The sequence below is a fragment of the Chryseobacterium turcicum genome (assembly GCF_021010565.1).
Lineage (GTDB): Bacteria > Bacteroidota > Bacteroidia > Flavobacteriales > Weeksellaceae > Chryseobacterium > Chryseobacterium turcicum.
Genome location: NZ_JAJNAY010000001.1, coordinates 1,144,297 through 1,160,697 on the forward strand (window position 1 = coordinate 1,144,297; position 16,401 = coordinate 1,160,697).

At 33.0% G+C, this 16,401-nt stretch carries 15 protein-coding genes; 6 read left to right on the forward strand and 9 right to left on the reverse strand.

What is annotated here, in order from left to right:
* Positions 1-52: 52 nt before the first annotated feature.
* The 5 genes from tnpA to LO744_RS05345 form a co-directional block, all read right to left on the reverse strand.
* Positions 53-478, reverse strand: a complete 426-nt coding sequence (gene tnpA / locus LO744_RS05325) for an IS200/IS605 family transposase (protein WP_230667598.1) — start codon at positions 476-478, stop codon at positions 53-55.
* Positions 479-1,026: 548 nt separating this feature from the next.
* Positions 1,027-2,472 (reverse strand): aminoacyl-histidine dipeptidase, encoded by a 1,446-nt coding sequence (locus LO744_RS05330; protein ID WP_230667600.1) that lies wholly within the window; start codon positions 2,470-2,472, stop codon positions 1,027-1,029.
* A 105-nt stretch (positions 2,473-2,577) separates the two neighbouring features.
* Positions 2,578-3,069, reverse strand: coding sequence for a hypothetical protein (locus LO744_RS05335; protein ID WP_230667602.1), 492 nt, complete (start codon positions 3,067-3,069; stop codon positions 2,578-2,580).
* A gap of 56 nt (positions 3,070-3,125) precedes the next feature.
* Complete coding sequence (locus tag LO744_RS05340; RefSeq protein WP_230667604.1) at positions 3,126-3,572, reverse strand: hypothetical protein; 447 nt, start codon at positions 3,570-3,572, stop codon at positions 3,126-3,128.
* Positions 3,573-3,594: 22 nt separating this feature from the next.
* Entirely contained in the window at positions 3,595-4,197 is a 603-nt protein-coding gene (locus LO744_RS05345) for an LURP-one-related/scramblase family protein (protein WP_230667605.1), read from the reverse strand.
* Between the two features lie 166 nt (positions 4,198-4,363).
* Between LO744_RS05345 and recR the strand changes: the two genes are divergently transcribed.
* Complete coding sequence (gene recR / locus LO744_RS05350) at positions 4,364-4,975, forward strand: recombination mediator RecR (protein ID WP_230667606.1); 612 nt, start codon at positions 4,364-4,366, stop codon at positions 4,973-4,975.
* A gap of 2 nt (positions 4,976-4,977) precedes the next feature.
* The gene (locus LO744_RS05355; RefSeq protein ID WP_230667608.1) at positions 4,978-5,817 is read left to right on the forward strand and encodes a glycosyltransferase family 2 protein; all 840 of its coding nucleotides are present in this window, start codon (positions 4,978-4,980) and stop codon (positions 5,815-5,817) included.
* Between the two features lie 75 nt (positions 5,818-5,892).
* Here the strand turns inward: LO744_RS05355 and secG are convergent, their stop codons facing one another.
* The 3 genes from secG to LO744_RS05370 all read right to left on the reverse strand — a co-directional run bounded on the left by secG (position 5,893) and on the right by LO744_RS05370 (position 9,826).
* Positions 5,893-6,225: a preprotein translocase subunit SecG gene (gene secG, locus LO744_RS05360; protein ID WP_230667609.1), complete on the reverse strand. Its 333-nt coding sequence runs from the start codon at positions 6,223-6,225 to the stop codon at positions 5,893-5,895.
* Positions 6,226-6,348: 123 nt separating this feature from the next.
* Positions 6,349-8,394 (reverse strand): M16 family metallopeptidase, encoded by a 2,046-nt coding sequence (locus LO744_RS05365; RefSeq protein WP_230667610.1) that lies wholly within the window; start codon positions 8,392-8,394, stop codon positions 6,349-6,351.
* 118 nt (positions 8,395-8,512) lie between these two features.
* The gene (locus LO744_RS05370) at positions 8,513-9,826 is read right to left on the reverse strand and encodes a M16 family metallopeptidase (protein WP_230667611.1); all 1,314 of its coding nucleotides are present in this window, start codon (positions 9,824-9,826) and stop codon (positions 8,513-8,515) included.
* Positions 9,827-10,054: 228 nt separating this feature from the next.
* Between LO744_RS05370 and LO744_RS05375 the strand changes: the two genes are divergently transcribed.
* The 4 genes from LO744_RS05375 to LO744_RS05390 all read left to right on the forward strand — a co-directional run bounded on the left by LO744_RS05375 (position 10,055) and on the right by LO744_RS05390 (position 14,843).
* Entirely contained in the window at positions 10,055-12,385 is a 2,331-nt protein-coding gene (locus LO744_RS05375) for an ATP-dependent helicase (RefSeq protein WP_230667612.1), read from the forward strand.
* Between the two features lie 11 nt (positions 12,386-12,396).
* The gene (locus tag LO744_RS05380) at positions 12,397-12,903 is read left to right on the forward strand and encodes a hypothetical protein (RefSeq protein WP_230667613.1); all 507 of its coding nucleotides are present in this window, start codon (positions 12,397-12,399) and stop codon (positions 12,901-12,903) included.
* 155 nt (positions 12,904-13,058) lie between these two features.
* Positions 13,059-14,213 (forward strand): helix-turn-helix domain-containing protein, encoded by a 1,155-nt coding sequence (locus tag LO744_RS05385; protein ID WP_230667615.1) that lies wholly within the window; start codon positions 13,059-13,061, stop codon positions 14,211-14,213.
* A 90-nt stretch (positions 14,214-14,303) separates the two neighbouring features.
* Complete coding sequence (locus LO744_RS05390) at positions 14,304-14,843, forward strand: DUF3575 domain-containing protein (RefSeq protein WP_230667617.1); 540 nt, start codon at positions 14,304-14,306, stop codon at positions 14,841-14,843.
* Between the two features lie 483 nt (positions 14,844-15,326).
* Here LO744_RS05390 and LO744_RS05395 read toward each other — a convergent pair whose 3' ends face one another.
* A complete protein-coding gene (locus LO744_RS05395) occupies positions 15,327-16,349 on the reverse strand; it encodes an alpha/beta hydrolase (protein ID WP_230667619.1) in 1,023 nt (340 codons plus the stop codon).
* Positions 16,350-16,401 lie beyond the last annotated feature (52 nt).

The following is a 16,401-nucleotide window of genomic DNA, read 5'->3' on the forward strand; positions in this document are numbered from 1 at the left end:
TGGGCTTCAGCCTACCTACAAAATTAAATTATACATTGGCTTTAGCCAAAATTTATTCAAAATTATATCTTTCAATAAACTGACGATATTCTTCTTGGAAAGTCTTTTTCTGATGATGAATATTCTGATTTTTAATATAATGTCTTACCTGTTCAATTTTTGATTCTGAAACTGAAACCGCAAAATATTCTTCTTGCCAAGCAAATTTTTCTTGTGTCAAATTGTTTTTATTAATCCAATAAGAAGATTCTCCTTTTATGAGCTGAACAATATTTTCAATGTTTTGATTTGAACTTAAAGAAATCAAACAATGGCAGTGGTCAGAATAACCATTGACCATATCCATAAAAATTCCTTTTTCTGTCGCATTTTCTTTGATATGTTTCCATATTTTCACTCTTAATTCCAGTGTATTGAAGTAAGGTATTCTATTTTTTGTAAAAAATACAATGTGAATGTAGATTTTAATGTAAGACATTTGTGTTGTTTTCTCAAAAATAGAAAATATTTCTAACTTTTGGCTAAAGCCGAAAGAATGTTTTAATTGTTTAGGTGGGTTAAAACCCACCTCTGTTGAATAGAATTGAGATGTTTTAAAGGGTTTTCATCATGAATCTTATAACGGAATTATTATTAATTGAAAATTAAGAAAAACACGTTGCATGATTCAATAGGGGTGGGCTTCAGTGGATGTAGATTTTGATGTAAGACATTTGTGTTGTTTTCTCAAAAGTAGAAAATATTTCTAAGTTTTGGCTAAAGCCGAAAGAATGTTTTAATTGTTTAGGTGGGTTAAAACCCACCCCTATTGAATAGAATCGATATTTTAAAGGATTTTTATCATGAATCTCACAATGCAATTATTAATTGAAAATTAAGAAAAACACATTGCATGATTCAATAGGGGTGGGCTTCAGTCCACCTAAAAAAAATAAATTCATCCTTGGCTTTAGCCAAAACCTACAACGCACAAAAAAATATCCAAAATCAAAAGACTTTGGATATTAAAATAATATTTTAAAAATTCTATTTCAAAGGAATATTCGCTAAAATATCTTTTGTGAAACTCCAGAATTTCTGTGTTGAAGAGATATTAGCCTTTTCATCAGGAGAGTGAGCTCCTCTGATGGTTGGTCCGTAGCTTACCATTTCCATTTCTGGGTAATTAGCACCGATAATTCCACATTCTAAACCTGCGTGACAAGCTACAACGTGTGGTTTTTCTGAAAATTTCTCAGTGTAGATTTTTTCTAAAACTTGTACGATTTCAGAGCCCGGTTTTGGTTTCCATCCTGGGTAAGAACCACTGAATTCTACGTTCATTCCCGCTAATTCAGATACTGATTTTAATTGTTCAGCCACCGAATCTTTAGACGAATCGACTGATGACCTTGAAAGGTTTAAAATTTTCAGACCACCATCTTTTAGTTCTACTCTTGCAACATTATTTGAAGATTCTACCAAATCTTGTACATCTGGACTCATTCTGTAAACACCGTTGTGAAGAGATTTTAAAACCAAAATGATTTTCTTAGAATCTCCTTCAGAAAGTGCTTTTTCAGAACTTGTAGCATTTTCAATATTGATTTGAAGATGAGCTTCAACAGAAGCAAACTCTTCTAAAATTTCTTTTTTGATACCGTTGGTTACATTTTCGATAAATTCACCTGCATTTCTTACAAAAATTAAAGCAACAGATTCTCTCGGGATAGCATTTCTTAAACTTCCGCCATCAATTGAAATTAACTGAACGTTTTGATTTTCTAAAGCTTTGTAAAGGATTCTGCCCATAATGATATTGGCATTTCCGAAACCTTTATGAATATCCATTCCTGAATGACCACCTTGTAAACCTTTTACTTCTATTTTTACAATTTGCCCATTAGAAGATTCTGTTGAATAGTTTTGGCTTACGGTTACATCAATTCCACCTGCACATCCGATGTCGATTTCGTCATCTTCTTCTGTATCTAAATTTAAAAGGATTTGTCCTGTTAATTGCCCTGGCTTTAAACCTAAAGCTCCTGTCATTCCTGTTTCTTCATCAATAGTGAATAAAGCTTCCAAATCAGGATGTGGAATGTCTGAACTTTCAAGAATCGACATAATAGTTGCAACTCCTAAGCCGTTGTCTGCTCCTAAAGTCGTTCCTTTTGCTTTTACCCAGTCTCCATCAACTTCCATCTGGATTCCTTGAGTTTCAAAATCGAAATTGACATCGTTGTTTTTCTGGCAAACCATATCCAAATGCGATTGCATTACAATCGATTTACGGTTTTCCATTCCTGGAGTAGCCGGTTTTTTAATAATCACGTTTCCTACTTCATCTACAGTAGTTTCCAGTCCTAAATTTTCACCAAATTCTTTAATGAAAGCGATTACTTTTTCTTCTTTTTTAGAAGGTCTTGGAACTGCATTTAACTTGGAGAAATTTTTCCAGATAATTTGCGGTTCTATATTGGATAGTTCCATAAAAATTTATTTTTCTCAAAATTACGAAATTAAAAATGCTCCCGAAATTCAGGAGCAATATTTTTGCTTATTGCTTATTGCTTATTGCTTATTGCTCTTATTGCATTAGCATCCGCATTCGCCGTAAATAGGCATTGTGGTTTTGCTTCCGTCTGGTCTTTCAATCGTTAAAGTACCTTCAAACAGTAAAGCTTCTTCGTGTTTTATTTTTTTTCCTTTCACGGAGATTTTATAGTTCTCGTTTTCAATTTCTTTGGTCAGCTCTTCATCAACTTCCATGTCGCTTGAGGAAATTAAATTCATCGCAATTCTTTTTCCGTCGAGTTTCATGTAGGCGGTTTTTCCTGCATCGTCGGCGTAAATGTATTTTTCATTTTCAAAATCTGCTTTGCTTTTTGCAAAATAACAAGAGCATTCTTTGATTTCTTTTGGGAAAGGAAATACATCCACTAAAACTTGAGCAGTAGCAGGAGTTGTTTTAGCAGAATCCTGAACAATATTTAAAGAATCTGCAGGTTTTGAATCTGGTACGGTTTCTTTTTCCTTCTTACACGCAATTAAAGTTAATGCTGAAAAGAGTATGATAAAATATTTCATTTTTTAATTATTATTAAACTTTAAATTAAGTAATTCTAAAGATAGTAAATTCTAATTTATAGAGTTTTTTCAATCTTTTCTAAAACATTATTTATCCAATTTTCGTCGTCAGTTGAAATAATAATTGTTTTAAAACCAAATTTTTTGCCTTCCATTTCTACACCAAGAGAATCATCAATGTGAATGTCAATACCAAATTCGGGTGGGAATTTGGAAATGTTTTTTCCTTTCTTTCTAACTCTTCTTTCATGGAGCTGCTGATTAACAACAAAATCTATTGGAATACCATAGGAGAGAAACATTAATTTAATTTTTATTTTGCTTCTATATGAAGTAGTATAAACATAAATTTTATGATTTTTGGCTTTTAATTCTTTAAATAATCTAATTGTTCCAAATCGAATTCTTTCAGCTCCAATGATTTTAGACCAAAATGATTCTTTTTCTAAAGAAAACTTTGTTGTAGAAATAATTGTATCATCAAGGTCAAATGAAATTTTCATAAAAGTAGATGTAAATAATAGCTTACCCTCTCGCTCTTTCAAGTAAAACCATCATCAGAAAAGATAAAACAACCAAGCTTTCATCTTCGTCATCAATATCGATTAATCGGTCTAATTGAAATCTTCTTCCGAAGAATGAAGGCATTTTTTTTAGTTTAAAATATTCTTTACCATCTATTCCTTTTACAGTATAAGAAGGATTTAAGAAATATCCTGTAAACATTCCGACAATTGGGATTTCACCGACCATTCCGTCGAAAAACTTTACCCACGCGTTATCTTCTGTAATGGTAAATTTTTGTAAATCTGCTTGGTCTAAAACATTGTAAGAAGATTTCCAGATAGAGCGCATTCCTTTTCTGGCTAATCTTCCAAAGTTCTTTCCAATGGTATCTTTCATCGAATAAGACGCATTAAAATCAATCCATTGATTAGCCTGAATTCTGAATAATTCTTTCGTTTTACTTTCGTCGTTAAAAACAATAACGTCTTCTTTTAATTTAAACATTTTCTGACGAACGTAAGCTACATAATTTCCGTGTCGGTCTGTAATATTGAAATCGCTGGCTAGAGTTGTCATTTTGAATTTAAAATCCAGCGGATAGTTGAGGTTGTTAAGTGCCATTTATTTTATTTCTGTTTAATATTTTGCGGGGTAAAATTATTCATTTTTTAATAGATTAAAATCATATTAAATATGAATTCTTAAAAAAATCATAAGTTATCAAATATCATACCTTAGACTCTCTATTTAATTCATTTATCAGTTTAGAATTCTTATTTTTGTACTTATGGATTATCCAAGTAAAGTATTGGCAAAAGCAGTGGAAGAAATTTCCGGACTTCCTGGGATTGGGAAGAAAACCGCTTTACGTTTAGCGCTTCATTTATTGAAGCAACCCAATTCCAGAGCGACAAGTTTGGGGACTTCAATCATTAATCTGGTGAATGAAATTAAATACTGTAAAGAATGTCATAATTTTTCTGATTTTGATGTTTGTGAAATCTGTAGTAATGATAAACGCAGTGATGAGCTGATTTGTATCGTAGAAGATGTGCGAGACGTTATTGCCATAGAAAATACTGGAAAATACAGAGGTAAATATCTTATTTTGGGTGGAAAGATTTCTCCGATGGAAGGAGTCGGACCACATCAACTGAATATTCCCAGTATTGAAAAGAAATTGCAGCAAGGTTTGGCAAAAGAATTTATTTTCGCTTTAAGTGCAACAATGGAAGGCGATACAACAGCGTATTATATTTACAAAAAATTCAAAAATTCCGGGATTCAATTTTCAAGTATTGCAAGAGGGATTTCGGTAGGAGATGAATTGGAATATGCAGATGAAATTTCTTTGGGTAGGTCTATAACCAATAGACTTCCGTATAACGAAAAGGATTAAAAATGGGTAAGAAAATTTCAATCATTATCGTTAATTACAATGTAACTCAACTTTTGAGAAACTGCCTTTTGTCTATTGAAAAATATGCAGACAATATCGATTATGAAGTTGTTGTAATTGATAACAAGTCTACAGACAGTTCTTGGGGTGACCTCATTCCGGAATTTCCAAAAGTACATTTTATGGCTTCTGAAGTCAATGGAGGTTTTGCCAAGGCTAATAACGAAGCAATAAAAACAGCAATCGGAGAATATGTACTTATTTTAAATCCTGATACAGAGTTAGAAGATTTTTACTTAAAAGAAGTTTTAGATTTTGCTGATTCTAAAATCAATTTTGGATGTTTGGGCGTGAGAATGCACGATGCTAACGGAGATTTTCTTCCCGAAAGTAAGCGTTCAGTTCCTGATATGATGAACTCTTTCGAAAAATTATTTACCAATTTTAAAAAGAAAAATTCAAAATCATATTACCGAAATGATGTTGGCGAATTTGAAATTGCTGAAGTAGAAGTAATAACCGGAGCTTTTTTCTTGGTGAAAAAGGAGGTTTACGAAAAGGTTGGCGGTCTTGATGAAAGATATTTTATGTATGGTGAAGATATTGATTTGTGCTATACTTTGTTGAACAACGGCTACCAAAACTATTATTATGGAAAATCGTCTATCCTTCATCACAAAGGCGAAAGCACCATAAAAGATGAGGTGTATCTTGAAAGATTTTACGGCGCGATGCAGATTTTTATTGATAAATATTATAAAGTAAATAAACCGATACAATATTCATTTATGAAAGCAGGTTTAAGATTAAGATACAAAATAGAGAAAATTAAACTTAAATAAATATCTAATCATTTACCATAAAACTAAAAAAGCAACTCAATTGAGTTGCTTTTTTTATCTTAAATAAAGTATTTCTTATTTATTTGCCGGAACACTTACCGGAGCTGTAGTTTTAGAAGCTGGAGCTTCAGATTTAGTTGGAGCTTGTGGAATAGCAGGTGCCACTTGTTTAGGTTTCCCTGTAACAACAACGCTTATCAAGATAAGAACGATAATTACCGCTCCTAAAGTCCACGTTGACTTTTCCATAAAGTCATTTGTTCTCTGTACTCCAAACTGTGCAGGAGATGCACCTCCGAAAGTACTAGAAAGACCGCCACCTTTTGGGTTTTGAGCCATAACAACGATTACCAATAAAACGCTGGCAATCATAATAAGAACCATTAATAGTGTAAATATAGTATCCATTAATTTTAATATCTTTTTGAATGGGCAAATCTAATGTTTTTTTAGCAAACGACAAAATAAGATGAGTGCTAAAAATAAAAAAACGGCAACAATTGCTGCCGTTTTTATTAAATATATGAAGTTTTATTTGAAGTCAGAGTCTTTAGCCTGATTTACTTCGTACGATTTTACTTTCATTTCCATATCCATACCCATTTGGTTAACCGTGATTGTGTAAGGCATTTTCACACCAGAAACATCTTTGTAATCTGCAAAAGTTGTAGGAACTGTGAATGTTTGTCCTTGTGCCGATACAGTTTCAGTTTCCCCAGTTTTAAGTCCGGTTTTTACGCTGTAGTAATATGCTTTATCTCCAGATTTGATTGCATAAGAATCTTCACCGTTGATTTTTTCAATTCCTGCCAATTTATAATCTGCAGATTTAGCAAAACCTAACTCTTCGAAAAGTTCAGTATTTTTAAGGTTGTCAGCAATTTCTTCTTTAGTCATTTCAACTTTTTGTCCCATTTGCTCAGAATAACCAGTTTTTCCGTCGAAAACTTGTTTTTGAAGTGTCATTCCACCGGCAGAAACTATTTGAAGTTCTTTTCCTCCTTGAGCTTTTGTAGTTTTTATATCGATGGTTTGACCTTGCATAGAAGTTGAAGAAACCATTGTGTAAGAATTCACTTTTGATACATTCGCTTTTCCACCAATTGCATTGATGTATTTATCAACAACAGAAGCTACCGTTACACTTGCATCAACTTTCTGAACAGTTGGTTTTGCTACCGGGTTTGCATTAGCATCAAAATATTTTACAGGATATCCTAATTTTTCTAAACCTTCAGAAATATCAGACGCTTTACCAGCGATGAAAATTCTGCTTTGGTTTGGTAAAATAGTAGCTTTTACTGCATTGGTAACATCAGCTGCAGTTACTTTATCAATAGATTTTAAATAGTTGGTGTAAAAATCAGCAGGAAGGTCCTGAACTTTTTGATTAACCGCAAATCTCGCAATCGTTGCAGGCTGCTCTAATGCCATGATGAAGCTTCCTTTCAATTTAGCTTTAGCGTTAGCCAATTCTTCAGGTTTTACTGTAGAAATAGCGTTCAATTCGTTCATGAATTCTTTAACCGCTTTATCTGTTACTTCATTTCTTACACTTGCTTCAGCAGAGAAAGAAGGTGAATATTTGCTTGCTGTTAAACTAGAGTAGGCACCATAAGTAAATGCATTTTTCTCACGAAGATTCATGAATAGTCTAGCTTCTCCACCGCCACCAAGAATGTAATTGGCGATTGTTGCAGGGAAGTAGTTGGCATCTTTCATTTGCAATGTGTTTAGATTTCCTACAGAAACTACAGATTGCACAGCAGAAGGAACGTCTACTATATTGATTTCAGTTTTAGCAACATTTGAAGCAGGCTCTAAAGCCGGGAATTTTGTGTCAGCTTTTTTCCAGTTGTTGAAAGCTTTTTCAACCATTGGTTTTACCTGGTCAAACTTTACATCACCTACAATTACAAGGTAAGCATTGTCTGGAGCGTAATATTTTTTATATACATTCTGAACGTCAGCTAACTGTATTTTGTTGATCGATTCTTCAGTTTCAAATTCACCTCTTGAAGTGTTTTTTCCGTAAGCTAATGCGTTTGAAACTCTTGAAGCAATTGCATCTGCGCTCTTTTCTGAAGATTTCAAGCCTTCAATAGCTCTTTCTTTAGATTTTGTGATTTCGTCAGCCGAAAATTTAGGGTTGATGATTGCTTCAGACATTAAGCCTAAAACTTCTGGAAAATATTTTGAAAGAGAGTTTGATGAAGCACCTGCAGAAGAGAAGTTTAGGTTAGCTCCCAAAAAGTCTACTCTTTTGTTGAATGCATCTTTGCTAAAAGTTGTCGTTCCGTTACCCAACTGATCTGCCATGATTTCGCTTACGCCGGTTACATCACCTTCAAAATAAGGCTGTCTGTCCATTGTAAGGCTTACGTTTACTCTTGGTAGTTTGTTGTTTTCAACTACCATTACGGTCATTCCGTTTTTAAGCTGAAAAGTTTTTGGTTTCGCAATGTTGATAGCAGGAGTTGGTCCCGGCTTTGGCATTGCATTAATATCAATTTTTTGTGCAGAAAGCATTCCTGTGAATAAAAATGCTACTGCTATATATGTTAATTGCTTTTTCATTTGTAAAAATTTAATTTTAATAATCCTTTATTTAAATTGATCAATTTTATTGAGATTAATAGAAGACGTATGAGAAGTCTTTTATCTGAAATCTAATATCTTATAATCTATTTAGTGATTATTTTTTCTCAGGTAAGTAGTTAAGGATGATTCTTTGGTTAGAATTCAAATACTTTTTCGCCGCATTCTGTAAGTCCTGCTTAGTAATCGATTTGTAGATTTCGATTTCTTTGTTAATCAGGTTTGTATCTCCCATTAATACGTGATTTGTAGCTAATGAAGCTGCAATTCCTTCAATACTTGAGTTAGCATTTACAAATTGATTTTCATACTGATTCTGAAGTTTTTGATAATCTTCATCAGAAATCAAAGTAGTCTGAATTTTTTTGATTTCCGCATCGATGTCAGACTGTAAAGTTTGCTTCGTTGTTGCTCCCATCGGGATTGCAAAAAATGCAAAAATACCGTAATCTTCAAGACCTTGGTTGAAAGCCGCTACCTGAAGTGCTTTTTTCTCCTGATCTACCAATTTTTTATATAAAACTGAAGACTTTCCGTTGCTTAAATAAGACGAAAGCATATCTAAGACGTAAGCATCTTTTTCTTTGTTACCCGGCGTTCTGTATGCAAAAACATAAGCAGGAAGCTGAATGTTAGGGTCGTATGCTGTTACTTCTTTTTCTTTGGTGATAGGCTCATCTTTAGGGAAGTTTTTAGGATAAACTGTTCCTTTAGGAATGGCTCCGTAATATTCCTGAATCCATTTTTTTGTCTGCTCAGGCTTGATGTCTCCTGCTACAACTAAAGTTGCGTTGTTTGGAACATAATATTTCTTGTAGAAAGCTTTAAACTCATCTAATTTAGCAGAGTTCAAATCATCCATAGATCCAATCGTAGACCATGTATATGGGTGCTTGGTGAAAAGATTTTTCTGTACGTTGGTGAAAAGATTTCCATAAGGCTGGTTATCCATTCTCATTCTCTTTTCTTCTTTTACAACTTCTCTTTGTGTGTCTACCCCAATCTGGTTGATTTCTGCATGACGAAGTCTTTCAGACTCCATCCAAAGACCTAATTGCTCGTTGTTTGAAGGGAAAGTTTCGTAGTAATATGTTCTGTCGTTTGTTGTGTTGGCGTTGTTTTTTCCACCGTTTGAAGAAACGATTTTAAACCATTCTCCTCTTTTGATGTTTGGAGTTCCTTCAAATAAAAGGTGCTCAAAGAAATGTGCAAAACCCGTTCTTCCCACTACTTCATCTTTGGCTCCTACATGGTACATGATACCAGTTGTTACTACTGGTGCAGAGTTGTCCTGATGCAAAATTACATGTAAGCCGTTTGGTAAATCATACTCTTCAAATTTGATTTGTTGTGCATTCAGCATTGCTCCAAAAAAGGCAGCTGCTGCAACACTAAGAAGTCGTTTTTTCATAAAATAGAAATTGTTTTGTCAATTAGTGTTAGATTTAAATGAATTGTTACAAGTATTTTAATCTTTTTTTAAGAATTTTAAAAGAACGTTAGTTTTACTTAAAAGAGTTGTGGGATGTTGAATGGCTTTTATATTTCATATTTAAAGAAGTGTAATTATTGTACTGAAATTCAAATTTGAATTCTCCATATAATACACTAATTTTGTGTTCCCAAATTTTTTTGCTGTATGGATTATCTGAAAGGACTCAACGAATCACAATATGAAGCCGTTACCACTTTACAAGGACCTTTGATGGTGCTTGCAGGAGCGGGTTCCGGAAAAACACGTGTGCTTACAATGCGTATTGCACATTTGATTACCAATGGAGTAGATCCTTTCAATATTCTGTCATTAACCTTTACCAATAAAGCGGCAAAAGAAATGAAAGAACGTATTGCTAAGGTCGTTGGCCAAAGCAATGCGAGAAGCCTTTGGATGGGAACTTTTCACTCTGTTTTTGCGAGAATTCTGAGAAGTGAGGCACATTATTTGGGATATCCTTCCAATTTTACGATTTATGACCAACAGGATGCTTTGAATGTTATCAGAAAAGTTCTGAAAGACATGAATATCGATGCTGATTTATACAAACCAAAAAAAGTTCAGTCTAGAATTTCCAATTATAAAAATAACCTGATTACGGTAAAAGCATATTATAATAATCCTGAATTAATGGAAGCTGATGAAAAAGCCAACATGAAATTTATCGGAAAAATTTATGAAAAATATGTAGAAGCCTGCTTCAAAAACGGTTCTATGGATTTTGATGATTTATTGTTAAAAACCAACGAATTGTTAACAAGATTTCCGGAAGTTTTAGCAAAATACCAAGATAGATTCAGATATATTTTGGTAGATGAGTACCAAGATACGAATCACTCTCAGTATTTAATTGTGAAAGCTTTGGCTTCAAAATTTGAAAATATTTGTGTGGTAGGAGATGATGCGCAGTCTATTTACTCTTTCCGTGGTGCGAATATTTACAATATTTTAAATTTCAAAAAAGATTATCAGGACGCGGTGACTGTTTCTTTGGAACAGAATTACCGTTCGACACAAAATATAGTGAATGCTGCAAATGCCGTGATTGCTAAAAACCTTCAGCAGTTTAAGAAAAATGTTTTCAGTGAAAATGAAGAGGGAGAAAAAATAAAAGTTTACCGTTCGCTTTCCGATGCTGATGAAGCCAATTTCGTAGCCGGAAATATCTGGGAGCTTAGAAATAGAGAGCAGAAAAAATTCAGCGATTTCGCAATTCTATATCGTACCAATTCTCAAACCCGAGCGTTTGAAGACTCTCTGAGACGTAAAAATATTCCTTACAAAGTATATGGAGGTCTTTCTTTTTATCAAAGAAAAGAAGTGAAAGATTTAATCGGTTACCTTCGTCTTTTAGTCAATCAGAATGACTCTGAGGCGTTGATGAGAGTTATTAATTATCCTACGAGAGGAATTGGTGAAACTACGCAAAATAGGTTGATTGTTTTTGCAGACTCACAAAATATTCCTGTTTCTAATGTTTTAGATAATCTGGGAATTTATGCGCCACAGTTGAAATTTAATAATGGCGTTTTAACTAAATTAAGTGATTTCTGGGCGATGATTAAAGCGTTTCAGGTTTTGCTTAAAACAGAAACTGCATACAGTGTTGCGATGGAAGTGGCAAAACGAAGCGGTTTGATTAAATTTTTAAAAGACGACCAAACTCCGGAAGGTATTTCAAGAGTAGAAAACGTGCAGGAATTGATGAACTCAATGCAGGGTTTCATCGAAGAGCAACAACAGATAGAGGATGGTGACCCAAGTTTGCCTAATTTCCTTGAAAATATTGCCCTTTCTGCAGATACGCAAAGAAAAGATGATGAGGAAGATATGGTTTCGCTGATGACCATTCACCTTTCAAAAGGTCTTGAGTTTCCTGTGGTTCATTTGGTGGGATTAGAAGAAAATCTATTTCCAAGTTTTATGAGCTCGGCAACCCGTGAAGATTTGGAAGAAGAAAGACGTTTGTTTTATGTTGCTTTAACGAGAGCTGAAAAACAGGTGTTTTTCTCTTATGCAACTTCCCGTTTCCAATGGGGGAAAATTACCGATGCCGAACCTTCACGATTTTTAAGTGAAGTAGCGGAAGAATATATCGAATTTTTAAATCCTGTTCTCGAAAAGAGATTTATCAACAATGCTGGGATTACTTCTAATATTTTTGACGAGCATCCTTCAGAAATGAAGAGCTTTAGAAAAATAGAAAAGAAAACAATTTCTAAATCAGAAAATGATAAACCTATTGCCGAACCAAGAAAATTAAAACCTGTTGCTACAGCAAGAATTATCAACCCAAGTGGAGCTTCTTCGCAAGATATTGAAGTTGGGGATAAAGTGCGACACGACCGTTTCGGAATTGGTGAGGTGGCGTTTTTGGATGGTACAGACCCGCAAAATATCAAAGCGAAAGTGGTTTTCTTACACGAAGGCGAGAAGAATTTGATTTTGAAATATGCTAAATTGACGAAGATTTAGAGTCATCACTCATGAAACTTAAGGTGCTCATTTTATTGATTCTCTTTTTGCTGACTCATTGTAAAAAGAAAGAAAGTGAGGAATTTGATTTTTCTTACGGCAATACTTTTGAGACTAATTTTTCGATAAAATTTAATCCAGATAATGATTCTGTTTTTATTCGTGAACATTGGTCAGCGAATGATAACAAGGCACCTTTCAGTAAAACAAATTATGTTTCCAAACTTAGTAAGCTTCAAAAAAAGAAGCTAGACAGTTTTATTGAGAATGTCAATTTTAAGGCTTATGATACGTTGTATTTTGAAAATTATGAAGATGGGGAACATTACAGTTTTCATATAAAAAATGGTGATTTAAATAAAACAATTCGGGTTCACAGTAACCATGCACCTAAAAGTCTAGTCGATTTTTCAGAATGGATTTACAAAACTAAAAATTCATTAAAGCTTATTCAGACGTCTAATACATTTGAATTTAAAAGTAAAGCCGTTGAATTGGAGCCTCCAAAAGCACCTTGAGAAGTTTTTTTTTTCAATATTATTCAAATTGAAAAAAATATGAAACCGTTCAAGTCGACTTATTTTTCAGTTCTTAAAAATAGTTAATCAATAAAATTCCTTTTAGTAATTCACACGAATGAGCTATATTTAAAGCCTCTTTTTAGATTAAAAAATTGATTTATACAACACTTTTAAATATCGCTGTTTTTCAGGGAATAATCTTAGGTTTAGTTATCTTAAAATCTTCTCTTTTCAATAGTAAATCCAATAAATATTTAGCATTTTTACTGTTTGCACTTTCAATTGTCTTACTCAATCATGTTTTTGAAATTCACGGTGTATTTGAAACGTATCCATTATTGCGTTTTTTAGACAATATTGACTGGATATTTCTGCTACCTGCTTTCCTATTTCTGTTTATTATCAACCGTATTGATGATGATGTGAAAAACAAACAAAAAACGTATTTGTGCTACATCCCATTTGTCTATAACAGTATTCTGAATACAATAATCTGCCTTGACGTAGTTGCAGGAATTTATAAAATTCCGGATTCTTATATGTCTCTTATCAATATACTTCAAATAATTCAGTTATTAATGGCTGTTATTATTGTTGTATTTCTGCCTTTTTACTCTTATTTTATGATTAGGCATTTAAAAAATTCTCAGGAGAAAAAATGGGTCATCACACTATTAACAATTCTATATTTATTGCTAATCGTCTGGTTGACGACTTACCTCGTTGAGCTGTTTTTTCAGTCTGATATTTCTTCAGTCATGAGTATAGTGGCTATAGCTGCAACATTTTTCATTCATTGGACAGCTTATATCGGAATTTATAAATATAAACTGGCGAAAAATAAAGAAGCTATTTATCAATTTTTAAACAACGATTTAGCAACTTTAACTGTTCATCTGCCAATTACAGAAAACAATACAACCGAAGAAACCATTTCTACTGAAGAATATCGGGAATCGATTACGGTAGATAATATTTATTTTCAGAAGCTGGAAATTCTTTGCAGAGAGCATCATATTTATACAGACAGTACATTAAATAGAGAAAGAGTTGCCGAAAAACTGGGTATAAGCGCAGGCTATGTTTCACAAATTGTAAATGCGGTGACGGGAGATAATTTTGCGCATTATATCAATCAGTATCGGGTGGAAGCTGTGAAGGAAATGATTTCAAATCCTGAATTTGAAAATTACACTTTACTGACGATGGGATTAGAAGCCGGGTTTACTTCTAAAACAACGTTCTATAATTCTTTTAAAAAAGTAACGGGTCAAACTCCCAATGAATATAAAAACACCATAAAATAAGTACCATTTTATACAGTTTTAAGCTTTTGAAACCTGTTTTAATTTTGATTATATGAGTTTTGCACTCAAATAATTCAAATTAACTTTTCTATGAAAAACAAATTTTTAGCACTCTTCATTTTGTGTGCTTTTTATTCTCTTAACGCTCAGGAAAAAACCGATGCAAATACTTATCAGAAAAACAATGAAATTAAACTGAATCTAATTTCTCCATTATCCGGAGCTGTGGAGGTGGGCTATGAACGTTTTCTCAACAAAAATTCATCACTGGGAATTTCTACATTTTTTGTTTTTGATGATACAAAAGAAAAGGATATGAATTACTTCATCTCTCCGTATTACAGATATTATTTTGGAAAAAAATACGCTTCCGGTTTTTTTGCCGAAGGATTTGGAATGTTCACTTCTATTGATGGTAAAAAAATATACTCAGCAGACCGACTGACTTTCACTGAAAATAAAGATGTGTATGATCTTGCAGTAGGTGCTGGCCTTGGTTGGAAAATCGTTACCAAAAAAGGATTTGTTTTTGAAGCCAACGCAGCTTACGGAAGACTTTTATTCAATGCAAACAAAACAGATCATGACCAAGTTATAAAGCTCGGATTAAGCGTTGGCTATCAGTTTTAAATATTAAACTTTTTAATTAACCCGAAAAGTCACAAAAGATTTAAATACCTCTATTAAAGCTTATTTTTTGAAATGAAAAAAGAACACATAATTTCAAAAATATCTTTGATTTTTATTCTTTTGATGACTTCAATTATCTAAAAATTATCTATTTCAAATATCTTTTGTCTCCTTTGCCGCTAAATTTAAATTAGTTTAAAAAGCTTTATTAAAAAATGATTCAAAATAAAACAGACGCCCAAAAAAGCGTCTGTTTATTTATTTAAAATTAACTAACTAACTAACCGCATTATCTTTCAACCAATTCCTTCACGTTTTCTCCATAGGAAGTAGGTATGTGAAGTTTTGACTTGTAATAATTGATGCCATTTTCTAAAGGCTCCAAGAAAAACAATAAGCATTAAAACCATGGCTACAATGGCTAAAGTTGCTAATTAATTTACAGTTATTTAACTATTGTTTCTTTTTGAAAATGTATGTTTTTTAATGATGAATGAAATTTACTCTTTCTTGTGACAGAATAAAATTAACCATTGCATCGTTGAGCTCATTTTGATACGTTTTATCGGTAGTATGAAAACCGTGGTTTCCTTTTTTTACAATAATCAATTCATGAGTTGTTTTCGCTTTTTTTAGCATTTTATTGAGCCTTTTGGAATGTCTGATAGGAGCTATTTTGTCTTTGTTCCCATGAAGAATAAGAGTAGGGACGGTATTTTGGGTATAATTAAGTGGAGAAATAGTTTCGCAAACTTCTATGACTTTTTTTCTTTCTGTTTTAATGTCATAACCGCTTATGCCATTGGCAAGATTGGTTCTGATGTCGATGATTTTTTTCGAAATTAAACCTACCGTCAGTAAAAGAGGTTTGGGAGCACGAGTATGAAGAAGTCTATTCATATCGGTTGGTCCGAAATTATCAACGACATAATTTACTTTTGCAGAATATTTTGAAAGCTCAGCATCTCCTACAAAATCAGTGTCTTGTGTATAAGCACTCAAAAGCGAAAGGTGAGCTCCTGCAGAAACGCCCCACATTCCGATATTGTTTTCATCAAGAAAATATTGGTCAGCATTTTTTCTAATCCATCGTATAGCATCTTTCGTATCTTGAATAGGTGCCGGAAAATGAATGTCTTTAGAAACCAAACGGTAATTGATGCTTATTACGACATAGTTTTTTTCTAAAAGTTTTAAAATAGTATTTTCTACATAATTATCAGCGGTGATTACTTTATCGCCTTCTACCCAAGCGCCACCATGAACGTAGGTTACGACTGGAAGTTTCTTTTGGTCAACATTTTTAGGACGATAGATATCGAGCTGTATATTTTTTCCGCTTTCATCAGTTTTATAAGTGATATTTTCTGAAACATTGGCATGCTCAAAAAGAAGAGTGCTTTTCTGCTTTTGCGAAAATCCAAGCGTAGAAATTGTTATTAGGAATAAAAAAAATAGGCTTTTTAAAAACCTATTATTTTTTGAATCTGAGTTGAATGTTCTCATAAAATATTGCTTTGGTTTACTACTTTACCAATTCTTCAAAAAGTTTACCAAA